A 19,761-nucleotide genomic window follows, 5' to 3' on the forward strand; every position below is an offset into this window, starting at 1 on the left:
GCGGTCCAGCCCGGGCTCAGCGGCGACGGAACAGCGCGATGAACATCGCGTCGGTGCCCACACGATGCGGCCAGAGCTGCGCCGTCATGCCGTCGGCGACCTGCGGGTCCCGGGCGGCGACCGAGCGCACGACCGCGGCCGTGTCGAGCTGCTCGAGCACGTCGCCGTGGCGCGCCATCAGCGCATCGACCTGGCCGCGGGTCTCGGCCAGGTGCGGCGAGCAGGTCACGTACGCCAGCGTCCCGCCCGGAGCGAGCACGCGGACCGCGGCGTCGAGCAGTTCCCGTTGCAGGACCGCGAGCTCCTGGACGTCCTCGGGCGCCTTCCGCCAGCGCGCTTCCGGGCGACGGCGGAGCGCACCCAGCCCGGTGCAGGGGGCGTCGAGCAACACGCGGTCGTACGTCACGCCCGAGCCGTCCTGGCCGTAGCGACGACCGTCCCCCTCGACGACGGTGACGGTCTCCCCGAAGCCGTCGAGGGCGTTGCGGACGAGTCCGGCACGCGCCGGCACGAGCTCGTTCGCGACGAGGGTCGCGCCGCCCTGCGCGGCCTCCGCCGCGAGCAGCGCCGCCTTGCCGCCCGGTCCGGCGCACAGGTCCAGCCACCGCTCACCCGCGCGGACCGCGGACGACCGGCTCAGCGCCAGCGCCGCGAGCTGCGAGCCCTCGTCCTGCACGCGCAGCCGACCGGCCGCGACGCCGGGCACCCGTGCCGGGTCCCCGGACAGGCCGCGGATCCCGACGGGTGAGACCGGCAGGGCGTCAGCGTCCGTCACGACGCCCGCCACGTCGGCCGGGACGGGAGGCTCGGAACCGGCAGCGACGTCGTCCTGCGACCCGTCGTCGTCCGTCTCCACCGCCCGGGTCACCGACGCCACGTCGGCCTCGGTCGCGAGTCCGGGCAGCGCGGCGAGCTGGACGCGCGGCGCGACGTCGTCCGCCGCGAGCAGCGCCACGAGCTCGTCGCGGGACCGCTCCGCCGCCAGGGCGTCCCGGAGCGAGGCCACCACCCACGCGGGGTGGGACCACCGCGTGGCCAGCAGTTCGTCGCCGGACAGGTCTCGGGTGATCTCGGTGTCCCACTGTTCGGGTGTCCGTGCCGCGATCTTGCGCATCACGGCGTTGACGAACCCGGTCGCCCGGTGCGCGCCGACCTCGCGCGCGAGCTCCACCGTCGCCGACACCGCGGCGTGGGTCGGGGTGCGCATCGCGAGCAGCTGGTGCACGCCGATGCGGAGGACGTCGAGCACATCGGCCTCGACGTTGGCGACCCGTCGACCCGAGGCGGCCTCGACGACGGCGTCGTACCGGCCGATCATCCGGATCGTGCCGTAGGTGAGCTCGGTGGCGAACCCGGCGTCACGCGGCGACAGTGCGGCGCGGCGGATGCGCGTCGGGAGCAGCAGGTTCGCGTAGGCGTCGTCGACCTGGACGGCGCGGAGGACGTCGAACGCCACCCGCCGCGCGCTCGGGCCGCGCACGGTCCGGCTCGGCTGCTGCCGCTGCTGGTGCGGGCTCATGCCATGACCTTCCCCTCGAGTCCGCCCAGGCCCCGGGCCCAGGCGGCGGCGTCCATCGGCTTCTTGCCCGCGGGCTGCACCTCGGTGAGCACGAGCGGACCGTCGGCGGTGCCGACCAACAGCCGACCGTCGTCGAGCCGGAGCGCGCCGGGCGCGAGCGACGGGGCGGACTGCTCCGGGCCTCCCGTCGGGAACCGGCTCGCTCGGAGCAGCTTGACGCGCGCGTCACCGAGGTGCGCGAAGGCGCCGGGCTCGGGCGTGACCCCGCGGACGTGTGCGTGGACGACGGCCGCGGGGCGCGCGAAGTCGACGTGACCGTCGTCGATCGTGGTCTTCGGGGCGGTGGTGGGCTCGCCCACCTGGTCGGACGCGGTGGCGCTGCCGTCGGCGATGCCGTCCACGACGCGGGCGACGACGTCGGCGCCGACCTCGGCCATCGCGGCCAGGACCTCGCCCGAGGTCGCCTCGGCGTCGATGTCGAACGGCTCGCTGGCGAACACCGGGCCGGCGTCGAGGGCCTCGACCAGCTGGAAGACGGTCGCGGCGGTGCGGGTGTCGCCGGCCATCACGGCTCGCTGGACGGGTGCCGCGCCGCGGTACGCCGGCAGGTCGGAGAAGTGCAGGTTCACCCAGCCGTGCTGCGGGACGTCGAGCGCGGCGCGGCGCAGCAGTGCGCCGTAGGCGACGATGACGCCCAGGTCGAGGTCGAGTCCGGCGAGCTGTTCGGTCACTGTGGCATCGACACGCGAGGCCTCGATCACGGGCAGGCCGAGCTCGGCGGCGAGCTGGGCGACGGGCGTCGGGGTCAGGACGCGCTTGCGGCCCTGGGGCGTCGGCGGACGGGTGAGCACCGCGGCGATCTCGTGGTCCGAGGCCGCGAGCCGACGGAGGGTGGGGACGGCCGCAGCGGGGCTGCCGGCGACGACGAGACGCATGGGTTCGATCCTCCCACGCCGCCGCCGGTCGGGCCGCCGGTCAGGCTGCGGCCTGCCGGGCGGCGACGAAGGCGTCCACGCACGTGTCGATCTGTTCGTCCGTGTGCGCGGCGGACAGCTGGACGCGGATGCGCGCGCGGCCCTTCGGCACCACGGGGTAGCTGAACGCGGTGACGTAGACCCCGCGGGCCTGCATCTCGTCCGCGACCCGGGCGGTCAGTGCGGCGTCGTGGAACATCACGGGGACGATCGGGTGCTCCCCCGGCAGCAGGTCGAACCCGGCGTCGGTCATCCGGGTGCGGAAGCGCTCCGCGTTGCGGACGAGTCGGGCTCGGGCGTCGTCGGAGCGCTCGATGCGGTCGAGCGCCGCGACGGTGCCGGCGACGATCACGGGCGCGAGCGAGTTCGAGAACAGGTACGGGCGGGAGCGCTGCCGGAGCAGGTCGACGATCTCACGCCGGCTCGACACGTAGCCCCCGGATGCCCCGCCGAGCGCCTTGCCGAACGTCCCCGTGTACACGTCGACGCGGTCCGCGACGCCGCAGAGTTCCGGGGTGCCGCGGCCGCGCTCCCCCACGAAGCCGACCGCGTGCGAGTCGTCGACGATCACGAGTGCGTCGTACCGATCGGCGAGGTCGCAGATCGCCGCCAGCGGGGCGATCGACCCGTCCATCGAGAAGACGCCGTCGGTGACGATCGCCCGGAACCGCGCGTCGCCGGCGGCGACGAGCTGCGCCTCGAGGTCCTGCACGTCGCGGTTGCGGTAGCGGAAGCGCTGCGCCTTGCTCAACCGGATGCCGTCGATGATCGAGGCGTGGTTGAGCTCGTCCGAGATGATCGCGTCCTCGGGGCCGAGCAGCACCTCGAACAGGCCGCCGTTCGCGTCGAAGCACGACGAGTACAGGATCGTCGCCTCGGTGCCCAGGAACGCCGACACCCGGCGCTCGAGGTCGACGTGCAGGTCCTGCGTGCCGCAGATGAACCGCACGCTGGCCATGCCGTAGCCCCACCGGTCGAGGGCGTCCTTCGCGGCGTCGACCAGGTCGGTCGCGTCGGCGAGCCCCAGGTAGTTGTTCGCGCAGAAGTTCAGCAGCTCGGCGCCGTCCGCCTGGATCGACGCGCGCTGCGGCCCGGTGATGCGCCGCTCGTGCTTCGTCAGCCCCGCTGCCTCGATCCCGGCGAGTTCGCCCGCCAGGTGGTCCTTGATCGAGCCGTACACCTAGATCTCCGTCCAGTCGATGACGACCTTGCCGCCGCCAGCCGTTCCCGCCGCGTCGAACGCCTGCTCCCATGCGCTCACCGGGTACCGCGCGGTCACGAGGGACCCGATGCGGTCGCGGAGCGTGCTGCTCGTCTGCAGCATCGAGCTCATGGTCTGCCACGTCTCGAACATCTCGCGGCCGTAGATGCCCTTCACGGTGAGCATGTGCGTGACGACGAGTCCCCAGTCCACGGCGATCGCGCTCGACGGCAGCCCGAGCATCGCGATCCGCCCGCCGTGGTTCATGTTCGCGACCATCGACGGCAGCGCGGTCGGGGCGCCGGACATCTCGAAGCCGACGTCGAAGCCCTCGCGCATCCCGAGCGTGCGCTGCGCCCCGCGGACCGCGGCGGCTGCGTCGTCTCGGACGTCCACGGCGAGGTCGGCGCCCATCGCCGTGGCCATCGCCAACCGGGCCGCGCTGACGTCGGTGCCGACCACGAAGCGGGCCCCGGCATGCCGGGCGACGGCGATCGCCATCAGCCCGATCGGCCCGCACCCGGTGACCAGGACGTCCTCACCGACGACCGGGAACGCCAGGGCCGTGTGCACCGCGTTGCCGAGGGGGTCGAACAGCGCGCCGACCTCGGGGTCGACGGGGCCGTGGTGCACCCAGACGTTCGCACCGGGCAGCGTCAGGAACTCGGCGAAGGCGCCGTCGCGCTGGACCCCGAGGCCCGTCGTGCGGATGCACATCTGCCGCCGACCCGCACGACAGTTCCGGCACGTCCCGCACACGATGTGGCCCTCGCCGGACACCAGGTCCCCGACGGCGACGTCCCGCACCGCCGAGCCGACCTCGACCACCTCGCCGCAGAACTCGTGGCCGGGGACGAGCGGCGCGGTCACGGCGGACGCCGCCCATTCGTCCCAGCGGCGGATGTGCAGGTCGGTGCCGCAGATCCCGGTACGGAGCACGCGGATCAGGACCTCGTCCTCGGTGGGCACCGGGTCGGGTCGTTCCGTCATCTCGAGGCCGGGTGCAGCCTGGGGTTTGTACAGCGCGCGCATGCGTCCACCTCGTCGTGGGTCTGCCGGTGGGCGACTCGTGGTCGCCCGCCTCCACCCTTCCACATCGGAACGAGTTCGCGAACCCATGGGTACGTTCGCATGCATGGCAGACGTCATCACATCCAGCACCCGGTACGCCGGTTCCTCCATCCAGAAGGCCACACTCGTCGTCGGCGTCGTGTTCCTGCTCGTCGGGATCGCGGGGTTCGTCCCCGGGCTGACCTCCGGCTCGCTCGCGGGCGCCGGCAACGGCTCGATGGCGATGCTGCTCGGACTGTTCCAGGTGTCCGTGCTGCACAACGTCGTGCACCTGCTGTTCGGTGTGGTCGGTCTGGTCGCGGCGTCCCAGGCGACGGGGTCGCGCATCTACCTGGTCATCGGCGGGATCGTGTACCTGGTGCTCTTCGTCTACGGGCTCTTCACCGCCGGGCACGACTCGGGCGCCAACTTCGTGCCGCTCAACACGGCCGACAACTGGCTGCACCTGCTGCTGGCCGGCGGCATGGTGGCGCTGGGCGTGTTCCTGCCCCGGATCGGGACCCGGGCGTCGGCCCGCGCCTGACGGGAGTCGCGGTCGTCGGCCCGCTCCTGACGGGAGTCGCGGCGTCGACCCGCTCCTGACGGGTCAGACCTCGGAGAAGGGCTCGGCGTCGTCGAGCCGCACCCGCAGCGTCGGGGCTGCGCGTCGGCGGTTGCCGCCGGGCAGCACCCGCCGGGTGGAGGACCGCCGGATCACCTCGGCCTTCAGCGTCGCAGCGACCTCGGCTCCGTGGGCGTAGGGGAAACGCACGATGGCGCGCACCGTGCCCGGCGTCGGGTCGTCGACCGGCACCGGGCCGAGCACGGGACCGACCGGCGCCTCGCCCAGTGCCTCGACCGCGGCCGTGACCGCCTGCTCGGTTCCGGTGAGCGTCGCGACGCGCACGGCGGGTGGGAACAGCAGCTCGCGGCGGTCGACGAGTTCGTCGTGCGCCGGGGCGTCGAGCTTCCACAGCACCATCGCGGTGGCGAGCTTCCCGCCGATCCCGACCAGGTACGTCTCGGCACCCGGCGCGCCCTTCGCGGCGGCGTTGGTCCAGAAGCGCAGCACTTCTTCCTGCACGCGGAGGCCCTCACGCGCCAGCGTGCGTTCACCGTCGAGCAACAGGACGCATGCGTACCCACCGGGCGTCGAGGGTTCTGCCCCGCGCGTCGCGACGACCACCGCGGGCTTCGCCGGGACCTCGTCGATCGGTCGTGACCCGTCCGCGACCACGATCCGGGTGCCGGGGAACGCCCGCCCCAGCTCGTCCGCGGTGCGCTGCGCCCCCTGCCCGACGGGCTTGAGCTTCCCGCCGCCGCACGTCGGACAGCGGTACCCCGCCGCGAGTGCGCCGCAGAACCGACACTGCGGGACGGCACCGTGCGTCGGGCTGCCCAGGGGCCCGGCACAGACGCGACAGTGCGCCCGCTCGCCGCAGTCGGCGCACACCAGCCCGGTCCCGAACCCGGGGTTCGCGACCTGCACCAGGACCGGCCCCGTTCGGCTGGCCTCGCGAGCGGCGCGCCAGGCGCTGCTCGGGATCCGGGCCTGCGCGGCGAAGCCCTCGGCGCTCACCTGCTGCGCGGTCGGGACGACCTTCGGTACTGCGGCACGGTACGGGGTGACGTCGTCGAGCCAGTGCAGCTCGACCAGCCGCTGCACGTCGGTGCTCCGCGCGTGTGCGAGGAACAGGAGCGCAGCGCCGGACTGCGCCGCGCGGACCAGCGCCACGTCCCGCGTGTGGACGTACGGGGCCCGCGGCTCGGTGAACGACGCATCGCCGTCGTCCCACATGGCGATGAGCCCGAGGTCGTCGGCGGGGGCGTACACGGCCGTGCGGTTGCCGATCGCGACCACCGCGTGCGTCCGGGCCCGCAGCAGCGCCTTCGCCCGCTGGCCGTTCGTCTGCTTGGCGTCGAACCGGACGACCCGGTCCGTCGGCAGCAGTGCGAGCAGGGCGCGCTCGAGGTCGGTCACGTCACGGAAGTCGGGCACCGCGATGACGGCGGAGCGCTCCCCCGCCACCGTGCGCGCCGCGGCCTGCGCCAGGGTCGCCGCCCACCCCGGGACCCACACCGGGTCGCCGCCCTCGACGTCGAGCTGGACCGGGTGTGGCACGGCCGCCACGGCAGCACGCCCGTTCGACGCGAGCGTCTCCTCGACGACGCCGGGAGCGTAGCCCGTGACCGCGGGCGGCTCCACCGGGTCGGGCACGTGGTCGGGGTCGCGCGCCAGCCACGCCTTCTCGGCTCGGACCTGGCGTGTCGGCACCGCGAGGCGCAGCACGTCGGACGCGACGCCGGCGGCACGGTCGGCGACCGCGCGCGCGAGCCGCCAGATCTCCGGCGCCAGGACCGGCACCGGACTGACCAGCGTCTCGATCACGCTCAGCTCGCCGGGCCAGTCCCCCTCGTCGACGATCTCGACGACGTAGGCGTCCGACATCCGCGCACCGGTCCGCAGCGGCACCTTGACGCGCACCCCCGGCACGCAGTCGTCCGCGAGCTCGGCGGGCACCCGGTAGTCGAACAGACGGTCGAGTTGCGGGAGCGGCGAGTCGAGGACGACGCGCGCGACGGTGGTCACGCGGGGACCCTAGACGGCGGCGGCGACGAGTCCTGCGGCCTGGCGGAGTTCCTCGACGCGGTCGAGGTGCTCCCAGGTGAACCCGGGGAGCTCGCGACCGAAGTGGCCGTAGGTCGCGGTCTGCGCGTAGCGCGGCTTGAGCAGGTCGAGGTCGCGGATGATCGCCGCGGGACGCAGGTCGAACACGGTCCGGATCGCGGCCTCGATCACGGCGTCGTCCACGTGCCCGGTGCCGAAGGTCTCGACGTACAGTCCGACCGGCTTGGCGCGCCCGATCGCGTACGCGACCTGGACCTCGAGGCGGTCGGCCAGGCCTGCGGCGACGGCGTTCTTCGCGACCCAGCGCAGCGCGTACGCGGCGGACCGGTCGACCTTGGACGGGTCCTTGCCGCTGAACGCGCCACCCCCGTGGCGGGACGCCCCGCCGTAGGTGTCGACGATGACCTTGCGACCGGTGAGTCCGGCGTCGCCCTGGGGGCCACCGATCTCGAACCGGCCGGTCGGGTTGACGATGACCTCGACGCCCGACGAGTCGAGGTCGACCAGGGCGAGGACCGGGCGGATCACGTGCTCGGTGATCGCCGCGGTGAGGTCGTCGAGCGTGACGCTCGGAGAGTGCTGGGTCGAGACCACGACGGTCTCGACGGTCTTCGGCACGACGCCGTCGTACCCGACCGTCACCTGGGTCTTGCCGTCCGGGCGCAGGAACGTCAGCTCACCGGACTTGCGGACCGCGGCGAGCCGCTCGGCCAGACGGTGCGCGAGCCAGATCGCGACGGGCATGTACTCGGGGGTCTCGTTCGTCGCGAAGCCGAACATGATGCCCTGGTCGCCCGCGCCCTGGCGGTCGAGCGGGTCGACGCCAGCACCCGAGCGGGAGTCCAGCGACTCGTCGACGCCCTGCGCGATGTCCGGCGACTGCGCCCCGATCGAGACCTCGACGCCGCACGTGGCGCCGTCGAAGCTGACCTCGGACGAGTTGTACCCGATGCCGGTGATGACGTCACGCACCAGCTTGGGGATCTCGACGTAGCCCGAGGTGGTGACCTCGCCGGCGACGTGCACCAGACCGGTCGTCACCATCGTCTCGACGGCGACGCGGGCGTGCGGGTCGACCGCCAGCAGGGCGTCGAGGATGGTGTCCGAGATCTGGTCGCAGATCTTGTCGGGGTGCCCCTCGGTCACCGACTCGGACGTGAAGAGGCGCAGCGTGCTGGACGTCAACGGGCTCAGACGGTGGGCTGCGGCTGCTGCTTGGTGACGGTGAGCTTGTCCTCGTTGATCTCGTGGAGGGCCACCGACAGCGGCTTGTCGTCGATCGTCGAGTCGACGAGCGGTCCGACGTTGTCGAAGAGCGAGCCCTCGTGCAGGTCGGCGTAGTAGTCGTTGATCTGGCGCGCACGCTTGGACGCGAAGATGACGAGCGCGTACTTCGACTCGACCTTGGACAGCAGGTCGTCGATGGGCGGGTCGATGATGCCCTGGGGGTTGGCCATGGTGTCTCCAGACAACGAGCGGATGCGCTCCCGGCTAGGGCGCAGTGAACAAGTCTACGACCTCGCGCGCCGCCGTGCCGACATCGGAGTTCACGATCCGCACGTCGAACTCGTCCTGGGCCGCGAGCTCGACCTTGGCCGTCTCGAGCCGCCGGGCCTGTTCCTCGCTCGACTCGGTGCCCCGGCCGATGAGCCTGCGGACCAGCTCGTCCCACGTCGGTGGCAGCAGGAACACCAGGACGGCCTCGGGCATGGCGTCACGGACCTGCCGCGCGCCCTGCAGGTCGATCTCGAGCATCACCTTGTCGCCGGCGTCGAGCGCGCGGTCGATCGGCGGTCGCGGGGTGCCGTACCGGTACGAGTTGTGCACCGTGGCCCACTCGAGCAGTTCGCGGTCGCGGATCATCCGGTCGAACTCGGCGTCGTCGACGAAGAAGTAGTGCACGCCGTCGACCTCGCCCGGCCGGGGCTGTCGCGTCGTGGCCGACACACTGAGGTTGACGTCCGGGTACTGCTCGCGGATGTAGGCGCTGACCGTTCCCTTGCCGACCGCGGTCGGCCCGGCGAGGACGACGAGCTTCGAGGTCCCGCGCTTGCGCCCGCGCGCAGCGAGCCAGTCGGCGAGGACGCCGCGCTGCCGCGTCCCGAGTCCGCCGAGCCGCTTGGACGGCGCGATCCGGAGCGTGCCCATGATGGTCTCGGCGCGTGCCGGCCCGATGCCGGCGAGGCTGGTGAGCAGGTCGCGCACGCGCAGGGTCTTCTCGGCCGAGGCGTCGTCGTCGCCCCACGCGGACCGCGCCACGTCGAGCGCCGAGCGCTCCCCGGACGCCACCGCGGACTTGACCGCGGCCCGGGCGCGTCGCGCGGCCACGGCCGCGCGTGCGGCGGCAGCCCGGTCGACCTCGGGCGGGTTCCGGTGGGCGGGCAGGTCCGCGCGGTCCGGGCTCATGCCGCCGACCCGGTCGTGGCCAGCGCGGCGCGGACACGCTCGGCGCGGTCGGTGACGAGACCGACGACACCGTCGGGGCCGTCACCGAGCAGCCCGCGCGACTCGCTGACCAGGACCTGCTCAGCACGCGACCCGTACAGCCCACGGAGGTCCTCGATGCGGGCACCCTGCGCGCCGAACCCCGGTGCGAGCACGGGGGACGTCCCGATCTCGTGCTCGTCGATGCCGAAGTCCGTCAGGTCGAGGGTGGCGCCGAGCACGAGCCCGACGTCGCCGATGGCCTGGTCGCCCACGGCCGGGTTGTCGTCTGCCACGTCCAGAACGATACCGGCCGCGACGCTCCGTCCCGCGCGCGGACCCTCGGCGAGCACCGCGGTCTGCAGCACCCGGGCCTCCGGGTTGCTCGTCGCGGCGAGGACGAACACCCCGGCGCCGTTCGCCCGCGCGACGTCGATGGTCCCCCGCAGCGAGCCGTACCCGAGGTACGGCGAGACCGTCATCGCGTCAGCCGCGAACGGCCCGTCGCGGTCCAGCCACGCGAGCGCGTAGTCGTCACCCGTGGTCCCGATGTCGCCGCGCTTGACGTCGGCGACGACCAGGAGGCCCGCATCACGTGCCCGACGGATCGTCGCGTCGAGTGCGCGGTAGCCGGCGACCCCCGCCGCCTCGAAGAACGCGACCTGCGGCTTCACGACCGCGGCGCGGCCCGCGGCCGCGTCGACGAGGGTCGCACCGAACGCGGTCAGACCGGCCTCGTCACGGCCGAGCCCCCACGCCGCCAGGGTGGCGGCATGGGGGTCGATCCCGACGCACAGGGCGGAACGCGACCCGATGGCGGCCGCGAGTCGGACACCGAACGATGCCCGGCCTCTCCCCACCGGCACGGCCGGCCCGCCGCTGGCGCGTCGGTCTGGAACCGGCGGCGTGGGCCCGGTCTGGGTGGACGTCACCAGCCCGCCCGCTCGAGCGCGTAGTCCTGCAGGCTGCGCACCGCGTGCGGGGTGCCGATCGTCTCGATGGCTGCGACGGCGGCGCCGAGCTGCGCGATCGTCGTGAACAGCGGCTTGTCCGCCGCGACGGTCGCCGCACGGATCTCGTAGCCGTCGGCGCGACCCGACGCCCCGCTCGGGGTGTTGATCACGATGTCGACCTCGTTGCGCGCGAGCAGGTCCACCACGCTCTCGCCGCCCTGGCTGTACTTGCCGACCACGTCGACCAGGATGCCGTTGCGGCGGAGGACCTCGGCGGTCCCCTCGGTCGCGGTGATCGTGAAGCCGAGCTGCTGCAGGCGGTGCACCGGAAGGACGATCGCGCGCTTGTCGGTGTCGGCGACGCTCACGAAGACCGTGCCGCTGGTCGGCAGGCCGCCGTACGCGGCGATCTGGGACTTCAGGAACGCCCGCGGGAAGTCGCGGTCGATGCCCATGACCTCACCGGTGGAGCGCATCTCGGGGCTGAGGACCGAGTCGACGACCTGGCCTTCGGCGGTGCGGAACCGCCGGAACGGCAGCACCGCTTCCTTGACGGCGACCGGCGCCTGCGCCGGGACGAACGCACCGTCGCGGGCGGGCAGCAGCCCCTCGGCGACGAGGGCGTCGACCGACGTGCCGGTCATGATCCGCGCCGCCGCCTTGGCCAGCGCGATGCCGAGCGCCTTCGAGACGAACGGGACGGTGCGGCTGGCGCGGGGGTTCGCCTCGAGCACGTAGAGCACGCCGGCGCCGATCGCGAACTGCACGTTGAGCAGGCCGCGCACGCCGATGCCGCGCGCGATCTTCTCGGTCGCGTCGACCACGGCCTGGATCTCACCGCGCCCGAGGCCGACCGGCGGGAGCGTGCAGGACGAGTCACCCGAGTGGATGCCCGCCTCTTCGATGTGCTCCATGATGCCGCCGATGTAGAGCCGCTCGCCGTCGAACAGGGCGTCGACGTCGATCTCCACGGCGTCGTCGAGGAACCGGTCCACCAGGAGCGGCAGGTCCGGGCCGATGATCGCCTGGTCGGCCATGCGGTCGAAGTAGTCGGCCATCGCGGCGGAGTCGTAGACGATCTCCATGCCGCGGCCGCCGAGCACGAACGACGGGCGGACGAGGACCGGGTAGCCGATCTCCTCGGCCACCGCGGTCGCGCTGTCGAGGTCGTGCGCCGTGCCGTTGCGCGGTGCGAGCAGGCCGGCCGCGTCGAGGATCGCGGAGAACTGGCCGCGCTCCTCGGCGGAGTCGATCGCCGTCGGGGTGGTGCCGAGGATCGGGATGCCCGCGGCCTCGAGCGGCTTCGCGAGTCCGAGCGCGGTCTGGCCGCCCAGCTGCACGACGACGCCGACGAGCTCGCCCGAGGCGGCCTCGGCCTCGATGACCTCGAGGACGTCCTCGGTGGTGAGCGGCTCGAAGTACAGCCGGTCCGAGGTGTCGTAGTCGGTCGAGACGGTCTCCGGGTTGCAGTTGACCATGATCGTCTCGAACCCGGCGTCGCTCAGCGCGAACGACGCGTGCACGCACGAGTAGTCGAACTCGACGCCCTGCCCGATGCGGTTCGGACCGGAGCCCAGGATGACGACCTTCTTGCGGTCGCTCGGCGCCACTTCGGTCTCGGTGTCGTAGGACGAGTAGTGGTACGGCGTCAGGGCCGGGAACTCACCGGCGCAGGTGTCGACCGTCTTGAAGACCGGGCGGATGCCGAACCCGTGCCGGACGTCGCGGACCTGCTGCTCGGTGATGCCGCGGAGCGCCGCGATCTGGATGTCGCTGAAGCCGTGTTCCTTCGCCCAGCGGACCGTGTCCGCGTCGAGCTCGGCGGCGTCACGGACCTCGGCCGCGACCTCGTTGATGAGCACGATCTGGTCGAGGTACCACGGGTCGATCGCGTTCGCCGCGAATACCTCTTCGACGGTGGCACCGGCGAACAGAGCCTGCTGGACCGTGACGATGCGGCCGTCGGTCGGGATCTTCGACTTCTCGAGGAGGGCGTCCTTGTCGAGCTCGGCCGCCGGGGTGTCCCAGTGGAAGCTCGACCCGCGCTTCTCGAGCGACCGCAGCGACTTCTGCAGGGCGGTCGTGAAGTTGCGACCGATGGCCATCGCCTCGCCCACGCTCTTCATCGTCGTGGTCAGGGTGGCGTCGGCGGCCGGGAACTTCTCGAACGCGAAGCGCGGGGTCTTCACGACGACGTAGTCGAGCGTCGGCTCGAAGCTCGCCGGGGTGACGCGCGTGATGTCGTTCTGGATCTCGTCGAGGCGGTAGCCGATGGCGAGCTTGGCGGCGATCTTGGCGATCGGGAAGCCCGTCGCCTTCGACGCCAGCGCACTCGACCGCGACACGCGCGGGTTCATCTCGATGACGATGAGGCGGCCGTTCGACGGGTCCACCGCGAACTGGATGTTGCAGCCGCCGGTGTCGACGCCGACCCGACGGATGATGTCGATGCCGATGTCGCGCATGTTCTGGTACTCGCGGTCGGTCAGGGTCAGCGCGGGGGCGACCGTGATCGAGTCACCGGTGTGCACACCGACCGGGTCGACGTTCTCGATCGAGCAGACGACGACGGTGTTGTCGAAGTTGTCCCGCATCAGCTCGAGTTCGTACTCCTTCCAGCCGAGGATCGACTCCTCGAGCAGGACCTCGGTGGTCGGGCTGGACTGCAGACCGTCGCCGACGAAGCGGACGAGCTCGGCCTCGTTGTACGCGAATCCGGAGCCCAGACCGCCCATGGTGAAGGACGGGCGGACGACCAGCGGGTAGCCGAGGTCCTTCGCGAACTCCTTCGCCTCGTCCAGCGTGTGGGCGATGTGGCTGCGGGCGACGTCGGCGCCCGACTCGAGCACGAGCTCCTTGAAGAGCTGGCGGTCCTCACCACGCTGGATCGCGTCGACCTTCGCGCCGATGAGCTCGACACCGTGCGCCTCGAGGATGCCGGCCTCGTCGAGCGCGATCGCCGCGTTCAGCGCGGTCTGCCCGCCGAGCGTCGGCAGGATCGCGTCCGGCTGCTCGATGCGGATGATCTCCTCGATCGAGGCGTTCGTGATCGGCTCGATGTAGGTGGCGTCCGCGAAGTCCGGGTCGGTCATGATCGTCGCCGGGTTCGGGTTGACGAGGATCACGCGGATGCCCTCGGCACGCAGGACACGGCAGGCCTGGGTGCCGGAGTAGTCGAACTCGGCGGCCTGCCCGATCACGATCGGGCCGGAGCCGATGACCAGGACGGAGTTGATGTCAGGGCGCTTCGGCATCAGTTGCCTTCCTTCGTGACGTCGGCTGCGGGGGTGGTCGCGTCGGCGGTGGCTGCGTCCAGCGGACGGCCCTCCTTGCGCGCGACGACCATGTCCCGGAAGCGGTCGAACAGGTACATGCTGTCGTGCGGTCCGGCGGCGGCCTCGGGGTGGTACTGCACGCTGAACGCCGGGATGTCGAGCGCGCGGAGGCCCTCGACCACGTCGTCGTTGAGCGAGTAGTGGGAGACCTCGACGCGGCCGAAGCCGGCCGGGGACTCGAGCACCTGACCGACGGGGGCGTCGACAGCGAAGCCGTGGTTCTGGCTCGTGATCTCGACCTTGCCCGTGGTGGTGTCGAGCACCGGCTGGTTGATGCCGCGGTGGCCGAAGGGCAGCTTGTAGGTGCCGAAGCCGAGCGCGCGTCCGAGCAGCTGGTTCCCGAAGCAGATGCCGAAGAACGGGCGGCCGTCGCCCAGGCTCTCCTGCAGCAGCGTCACCTGCGACTCCGACGCCGCCGGGTCACCGGGACCGTTCGAGTAGAACAGCGCGTCCGGGGCCAGTTCGCGCAGTTCCTGGATCGTGACGTCCTGCGGCAGCACGTGCACCTCGAAGCCGCGGGCGGCGAGGTAGCGCGTGGTCGACGCCTTGACGCCCAGGTCGAGCACCGCGAGGGTGCCGATCTGCTCGCCGACCGCGGGGACGACGTACGGCTCGGCCGTGGACACCGCGGCGGACAGGCTCTGCCCGGCCATGTCGGCCTGGTCCTGCACGAGCTGCAGCTGCTCGGCGGCGGACAGGGCCGCGTCCGGACCGCTGAACACGCCGCCCTTCATCGCGCCGGCGTCGCGGATGCGGCGGGTCAGCGCCCGGGTGTCGACGCCGGAGATGCCGACGATGCCGTCGCGGACCAGGTGCTCGTCGAGCGAGGCGGTCGCCCGGTGGTTCGACACCACGCGGCTGGGGTCGCGCACCACGTACCCGGCGACCCAGATGCGCCGCGACTCGGGGTCCTCGTCGTTGACGCCCGTGTTGCCGATGTGCGGCGCGGTCTGCACCACGATCTGCCCGGCGTACGACGGGTCGGTCAGGGTCTCCTGGTAGCCGGTCATCCCCGTGGCGAACACCACCTCGCCGAGGGTGCGTCCGCGGGCGCCGTAGGCCCAGCCGTCGTGTCGGGTGCCGTCCTCGAGGACCAGCACGGCCCGTTCGCGTGTCATCAGTTCGTCCCTTCGCCCGCGGTGTGCGGGTGGTTGTGCTTCGTCGACAGCTCCTGCAGGGCGACGAGCGCTGCCGCGTCGTCCTGCGGGAACCGGAAGTAGGTGTCGAGGTCCGTCGCGCCGGCGGCGCCGGTCGCCGTCCATCGCAGACGGACCAGTCCCCCGGGTTCGACCACCCGGTCGATGGCCGCCGTCGCGCGGTCGGCGCCCCGGAGCAGCGCTGCGGCGATCCACCGGTCCGGTTCACCGGCCAGGTGCATCACCACGCCGGTCTCGTGCACGGTCAGACCGCCGCGACCACGGAAGCCGAGCCCGCCTGCCGCGATGCGTTCCAGGGGGTGGTCGGCGCGGGTCGTCGCGACGCTGAACCCGTCCCACGACCCGACCGTGGTTCCGGGGTCGGACGGCACCGGGACGGGAGGCGCGACCTGCGCCTGCTTCCTGACCCGCGTCCGCCAGGTGCGCACCATGGCGAGGAACAGCGCGGCCACGGCGAGCAGGATCACGCCGCCGAGGACCCACCGTGCGGCGTCGCCGCTCATGCGTGCACCTGCTGCGCCCTGGCCGCCGCGGCGACCGTCGTCGCGTCGACGACGGCGCCGTCGAGCACCGTCGGGAAGCCGTGGTGGAAGGTCGCGACGACGCGGCCGGGCAGACGCATGCCGAGGTAGGGCGAGTTCCGTGACTGCCCCGCCAGGTCGGTGACGGCGAACTCGCGGCTCGCGCTCGGGTCGTAGAGCGTGACCTCGGCCGGGGCGCCCTCGGCGATGGCGTGCCCGTGGCCCTCGACCTGCCCGATGCGCGCGGGAGCGCTCGAGAGCACGCGAGCGACGTCGGCCCAGTCCAGACGACCGTCGTCGACCACGGCGGCCTGGACCACGCTGAGCGCGGACTCGAGGCCGACCATGCCGTTCGCGGCGGCCGGCCACTCGCAGCACTTGGCCTCGGCCGTGTGCGGCGCGTGGTCCGTCGCGACGATGTCGATCGTCCCGTCGGCCAGGGCGGCCCGCAGCGCGTCGACGTCCTCACGCGAGCGCAGCGGCGGGTTCACCTTGTAGCGGGCGTCGTACCCGGGGGCGCCGTCGAGCCCCGCGATGAGGTCCTCGGTCAGCACGAGGTGGTGGGGCGTGACCTCGGCGGTGACGTCGATCCCGCGGGACTTGGCCCAGCGGATCACCTCGACGCTGCCGGCGGTCGAGACGTGGCACACGTGCAGCCGGGCGCCGACGTGGTCGGCCAACAGCACGTCGCGGGCGATGATCGCCTCTTCCGCGACCGCGGGCCACCCGGCCAGACCGAGCTCGGACGACAGCCGGCCCTCGTTCATCTGCGCACCCATGGTCAGACGGGGTTCCTGCGCGTGCTGGGCGAGGACGCCGCCGAAGCCCTTGATGTACTCGAGCGCCCGGCGCATCAGCAGCGGGTCGGACACGCACGAGCCGTCGTCCGAGAACACCCGGACCTTCGCCCGCGAGGTCGCCATCGCGCCGATCTCGGACAGGTGCGTCCCCTGCAGGCCCTGCGAGACGGCTCCGATCGGGCGCACGGTGACGTAGCCCGCGTCGTCCCCCAGTGCCTGGACCTGCTCGACCACGCCGGCGGTGTCCGCGACGGGACTCGAGTTCGCCATCGCGTTGACGGCGGTGAAGCCGCCGGCGGCCGCGGCACGCGAGCCGGACAGGACGGTCTCGGACTCCTCGGACCCGGGCTCGCGCAGGTGGGTGTGCAGGTCCACGAGACCGGGCAGGGCGATCAGGCCGTCCGCGTCGACGACGGTGGCGCCGGCCGCGTCGAGACCGGACCCGACCGCGGTGACGAGCCCGCCCTCCAGTCGGATGTCGGCACGCGAGCCGTCCACCAGCTGCGCGCCGCGGATCAGGTGAGGGGTCATGCGACGGACTCCTTCGCTTCGTTGCCGGTCAGTTTCGTTTCGTTCCCGGTCAGCGCCAGGTACAGGACGGCCATCCGGACCGACACCCCGTGCTCGACCTGCTCGACGATCGTCGAGGCCGGCGCGTCGGCGGCGACGTCGGCGATCTCGAGACCGCGGTTCATCGGCCCCGGGTGCATGACGAGGGTGCGGGGGTCGAGCCGGGCGAACCGCGCCGCGGTCAGGCCCCAGTGGCGGCTGTACTCGCGCGGGTTCGGGAAGAACGCGTCGTTCATGCGCTCCTGCTGGATGCGGAGCGTCATCACGACGTCCGGGTCCTCGGCCAGTGCGACGTCGAGGTCGTGGTGCACGGCGGCACCGAACGGCGTGGTCGTGGCGGGGAGCAGGGTCGGCGGCGCGGCGAACGTCACGCTGGCGCCGAGCGTGCGGAGCAGCCAGGCGTTGCTGCGGGCGACGCGGCTGTGCAGGACGTCGCCCACGATCAGGACGCGCACGCCGTCGAGGGCCTGGCCGCGGGACCCGGAGCCGTGCAGGCGACGTCGCATCGTGAACGCGTCGAGCAGTGCCTGGGTGGGGTGCTCGTGGGTGCCGTCGCCGGCGTTGACGACCGGGACGTCGATCCAGTCCGCGTCGGCCAGCACCCGCGGGGCTCCGGACGCGCCGTGCCGCATCACGATGCCGTCGATGCCCATCGCGCCGAGCGTCTGCACCGTGTCCTTGAGGGACTCGCCCTTCGAGACGCTGGAGCCCTTCGCGGCGAAGTTGATCACGTCCGCAGACAGGCGCTTGGCGGCGGCCTCGAACGAGATGCGCGTGCGGGTCGAGTCCTCGAAGAACAGGTTCACGACGGTCTTGCCGCGCAGGGCCGGCAACTTGCGGACCTCGCGCTGGTTGACCTCGGCCATCTCCTCGGCGACGTCGAGGATGTGCACGGCGTCGGCGCGCGACAGGTCGGCGGTGGACAGCAGGTGCTTCACGCGTCGCCCCCCGACTGCTCGATCACGACTTCGTCGGTGCCGTCGGTCTCGGTCAGGCGCAGCGTGACCCGCTCGTCGGACGCCGTCGGCAGGTTCTTGCCGACGTGGTCCGCGCGGATCGGCAGCTCGCGGTGACCGCGGTCGACCAGCACGGCCAGCCGGACGGCGCGGGGCCGGCCGATGCCCTGCAGCGCGTCGAGTGCGGCCCGGACGGTGCGGCCCGAGTAGAGCACGTCGTCGACGAGCACGACGACCTTGCCGTCGATGCCGCCCGCGGGGATGGTCGTCCGGTGCGGTGCTCGGCCGATGCCGTGCCCCAGGTCGTCGCGGTGCATGGTGACGTCGAGGGCACCGACCCGTTCGGTGCCGATCCCGCCGCGGGCCGAGGCCCACTCCGGCTCGATCTCGGCCAGGACGCGGCCGAGCCGTTCCGCCAGGACGGCGCCACGGGTCGGGATGCCGAGCAGCACGAGGTCCGAGCCGCCGTGGTTGGCCTCGAGGATCTCGTGCGCGATGCGTGTCAGGGCACGCGTGATGTCGGGGTGCTGCAGGACCGTTCTGGTACCCACGCCGACCTCCTTCCCCGCCTCTCAGGACGGCATTTAAAGGATGCTGACGAGCTCAACCCTAGCGGGACTCCTGGTCCCCGGCGACCGTCCGACCGGACGGTCCACGGTCGCCTCCGACGGGCGCTCGCCCACCGGCGACCGCGCCGAGCACACCGTTGACGAACCCGGCGGACTCCTCCGTCGAGAGCGACTGCGCGAGTTCGACCGCCTCGGAGATGGCGACCGCGTCGGGCACCTCGTCGTTGAACCGGATCTCCCACACGCCCATCCGCAGGATGCACCGGTCGAGCACCGGCATGCGCGGGATCGACCAGCCCTGGGCGTGCTCGACGATCACGGCGTCGATCTCGGAGCGGGCCTCGTCCACGCCGGTGACGACCTGTCGCGCGTAGTCCCAGCTGGACGCACGCTCGGGCTGGTCGAGGTGGCGGACGGTCTCGGTCGCCAGCACGTCGGCGATCGGGAGCTCACGCACCTCGGCCACGTACAGCATGTCGAGGGCGCGCTTGCGGGCCTTGGAACGAGCACTCATGTGGCAGCGCCCTAGTCGTTGACGCGGCCGAGGTAGTTGCCGTCGCGCGTGTCGATCTTCACCTTGGTGTCGGTCTCGAGGTACAGCGGCACCTGGATCTGGTAACCGGTGGCCTTGATGGTCGCCGGCTTCGTGCCACCCGACGAGCGGTCGCCCTGCAGGCCCGGCTCGGTCTCGATCTCGGTGACGATCGAGGTGGGGAGCTCGATGTAGAGGGGGTTGCCCTCGTTCATCGCGATGGTGACCATCGCCGACTCGAGCAGGAAGTTCTTCGCGTCGCCGACGACCGTGGCGGGGACCGGGACCTGGTCGTAGGTGTCGGTGTCCATGAACACGTACGAGTCGCCGTCCTCGTAGAGGAACTGGTAGTCACGGCGGTCGACCGTCGCGGTCTCGATCTTGGCGCCGGCGTTGAACGTGCGGTCGACGACCTTGCCGGAGACGACGTTCTTCAGCTTGGTGCGGACGAACGCACCACCCTTGCCGGGCTTGACGTGCTGGAACTCGACGACCGACCAGAGCTGCCCGTCGATGATGAGAACGGCGCCGTTCTTGATGTCAGTGGTACTGGCCATGGGTGTCGATGTCC

18 protein-coding genes are annotated in these 19,761 nt (G+C 72.3%); 1 reads left to right on the plus strand and 17 read right to left on the minus strand.

Annotated elements, in window-relative coordinates:
• Positions 1–16: 16 nt before the first annotated feature.
• The 4 genes from DEJ13_RS09915 to tdh are packed head-to-tail and all read right to left on the minus strand — an operon-like array spanning position 17 to position 4,726.
• Positions 17–1,519: an RsmB/NOP family class I SAM-dependent RNA methyltransferase gene (locus DEJ13_RS09915; RefSeq protein ID WP_111106320.1), complete on the minus strand. Its 1,503-nt coding sequence runs from the start codon at positions 1,517–1,519 to the stop codon at positions 17–19.
• Positions 1,516–2,454, minus strand: a complete 939-nt coding sequence (locus tag DEJ13_RS09920; protein ID WP_111106321.1) for a methionyl-tRNA formyltransferase — start codon at positions 2,452–2,454, stop codon at positions 1,516–1,518. The genes DEJ13_RS09915 and DEJ13_RS09920 overlap by 4 nt, the downstream gene beginning before the upstream one ends.
• Positions 2,455–2,494: 40 nt before the next feature.
• Positions 2,495–3,673, minus strand: coding sequence for a glycine C-acetyltransferase (locus tag DEJ13_RS09925; protein WP_111106322.1), 1,179 nt, complete (start codon positions 3,671–3,673; stop codon positions 2,495–2,497).
• A complete protein-coding gene (gene tdh / locus DEJ13_RS09930) occupies positions 3,674–4,726 on the minus strand; it encodes an L-threonine 3-dehydrogenase (RefSeq protein ID WP_111106323.1) in 1,053 nt (350 codons plus the stop codon).
• 103 nt (positions 4,727–4,829) lie between these two features.
• Here tdh and DEJ13_RS09935 point away from each other — a divergent pair, with 103 nt between their 5' ends.
• Entirely contained in the window at positions 4,830–5,288 is a 459-nt protein-coding gene (locus DEJ13_RS09935; RefSeq protein ID WP_111106324.1) for a DUF4383 domain-containing protein, read from the plus strand.
• A gap of 63 nt (positions 5,289–5,351) precedes the next feature.
• On the opposite strand, the gene DEJ13_RS09940 is transcribed toward DEJ13_RS09935, so the two are convergent.
• The 13 genes from DEJ13_RS09940 to efp form a co-directional block, all read right to left on the minus strand.
• Entirely contained in the window at positions 5,352–7,334 is a 1,983-nt protein-coding gene (locus DEJ13_RS09940) for a primosomal protein N' family DNA-binding protein (protein ID WP_111106325.1), read from the minus strand.
• Positions 7,335–7,343: 9 nt separating this feature from the next.
• Complete coding sequence (metK, locus tag DEJ13_RS09945) at positions 7,344–8,558, minus strand: methionine adenosyltransferase (protein ID WP_181436960.1); 1,215 nt, start codon at positions 8,556–8,558, stop codon at positions 7,344–7,346.
• A gap of 5 nt (positions 8,559–8,563) precedes the next feature.
• Positions 8,564–8,830 carry a DNA-directed RNA polymerase subunit omega gene (rpoZ, locus tag DEJ13_RS09950; protein WP_056124209.1) on the minus strand — a complete coding sequence of 89 codons (267 nt, stop codon included), beginning with the start codon at positions 8,828–8,830 and terminating at the stop codon, positions 8,564–8,566.
• 34 nt (positions 8,831–8,864) lie between these two features.
• Entirely contained in the window at positions 8,865–9,779 is a 915-nt protein-coding gene (gene gmk / locus DEJ13_RS09955) for a guanylate kinase (protein WP_111106326.1), read from the minus strand.
• Positions 9,776–10,663 (minus strand): orotidine-5'-phosphate decarboxylase, encoded by an 888-nt coding sequence (pyrF, locus tag DEJ13_RS09960; RefSeq protein WP_181436961.1) that lies wholly within the window; start codon positions 10,661–10,663, stop codon positions 9,776–9,778. Before pyrF ends, gmk begins: the two co-directional genes overlap by 4 nt.
• Before the next feature lie 62 nt (positions 10,664–10,725).
• Complete coding sequence (gene carB / locus DEJ13_RS09965) at positions 10,726–14,004, minus strand: carbamoyl-phosphate synthase large subunit (RefSeq protein ID WP_111106327.1); 3,279 nt, start codon at positions 14,002–14,004, stop codon at positions 10,726–10,728.
• Positions 14,004–15,203: a glutamine-hydrolyzing carbamoyl-phosphate synthase small subunit gene (gene carA, locus DEJ13_RS09970; RefSeq protein ID WP_111106328.1), complete on the minus strand. Its 1,200-nt coding sequence runs from the start codon at positions 15,201–15,203 to the stop codon at positions 14,004–14,006. The genes carB and carA overlap by 1 nt, the downstream gene beginning before the upstream one ends.
• Positions 15,203–15,745, minus strand: coding sequence for a PH-like domain-containing protein (locus DEJ13_RS09975; RefSeq protein ID WP_111106329.1), 543 nt, complete (start codon positions 15,743–15,745; stop codon positions 15,203–15,205). Before DEJ13_RS09975 ends, carA begins: the two co-directional genes overlap by 1 nt.
• A complete protein-coding gene (locus DEJ13_RS09980) occupies positions 15,742–17,094 on the minus strand; it encodes a dihydroorotase (RefSeq protein WP_111106330.1) in 1,353 nt (450 codons plus the stop codon). The genes DEJ13_RS09975 and DEJ13_RS09980 overlap by 4 nt, the downstream gene beginning before the upstream one ends.
• On the minus strand, positions 17,091–18,071 hold the full coding sequence (locus DEJ13_RS09985) for an aspartate carbamoyltransferase catalytic subunit (protein ID WP_111106331.1): 981 nt from the start codon (positions 18,069–18,071) through the stop codon (positions 17,091–17,093). Before DEJ13_RS09985 ends, DEJ13_RS09980 begins: the two co-directional genes overlap by 4 nt.
• The gene (gene pyrR / locus DEJ13_RS09990; RefSeq protein ID WP_056124187.1) at positions 18,068–18,640 is read right to left on the minus strand and encodes a bifunctional pyr operon transcriptional regulator/uracil phosphoribosyltransferase PyrR; all 573 of its coding nucleotides are present in this window, start codon (positions 18,638–18,640) and stop codon (positions 18,068–18,070) included. Before pyrR ends, DEJ13_RS09985 begins: the two co-directional genes overlap by 4 nt.
• A gap of 58 nt (positions 18,641–18,698) precedes the next feature.
• Complete coding sequence (nusB, locus tag DEJ13_RS09995) at positions 18,699–19,172, minus strand: transcription antitermination factor NusB (RefSeq protein WP_111106332.1); 474 nt, start codon at positions 19,170–19,172, stop codon at positions 18,699–18,701.
• A gap of 11 nt (positions 19,173–19,183) precedes the next feature.
• Positions 19,184–19,747, minus strand: a complete 564-nt coding sequence (gene efp, locus DEJ13_RS10000) for an elongation factor P (RefSeq protein WP_056124181.1) — start codon at positions 19,745–19,747, stop codon at positions 19,184–19,186.
• Between the last annotated feature and the right edge of the window lie 14 nt (positions 19,748–19,761).

Source organism: Curtobacterium sp. MCLR17_007, from assembly GCF_003234655.2.
Classification (GTDB): Bacteria; Actinomycetota; Actinomycetes; order Actinomycetales; family Microbacteriaceae; genus Curtobacterium.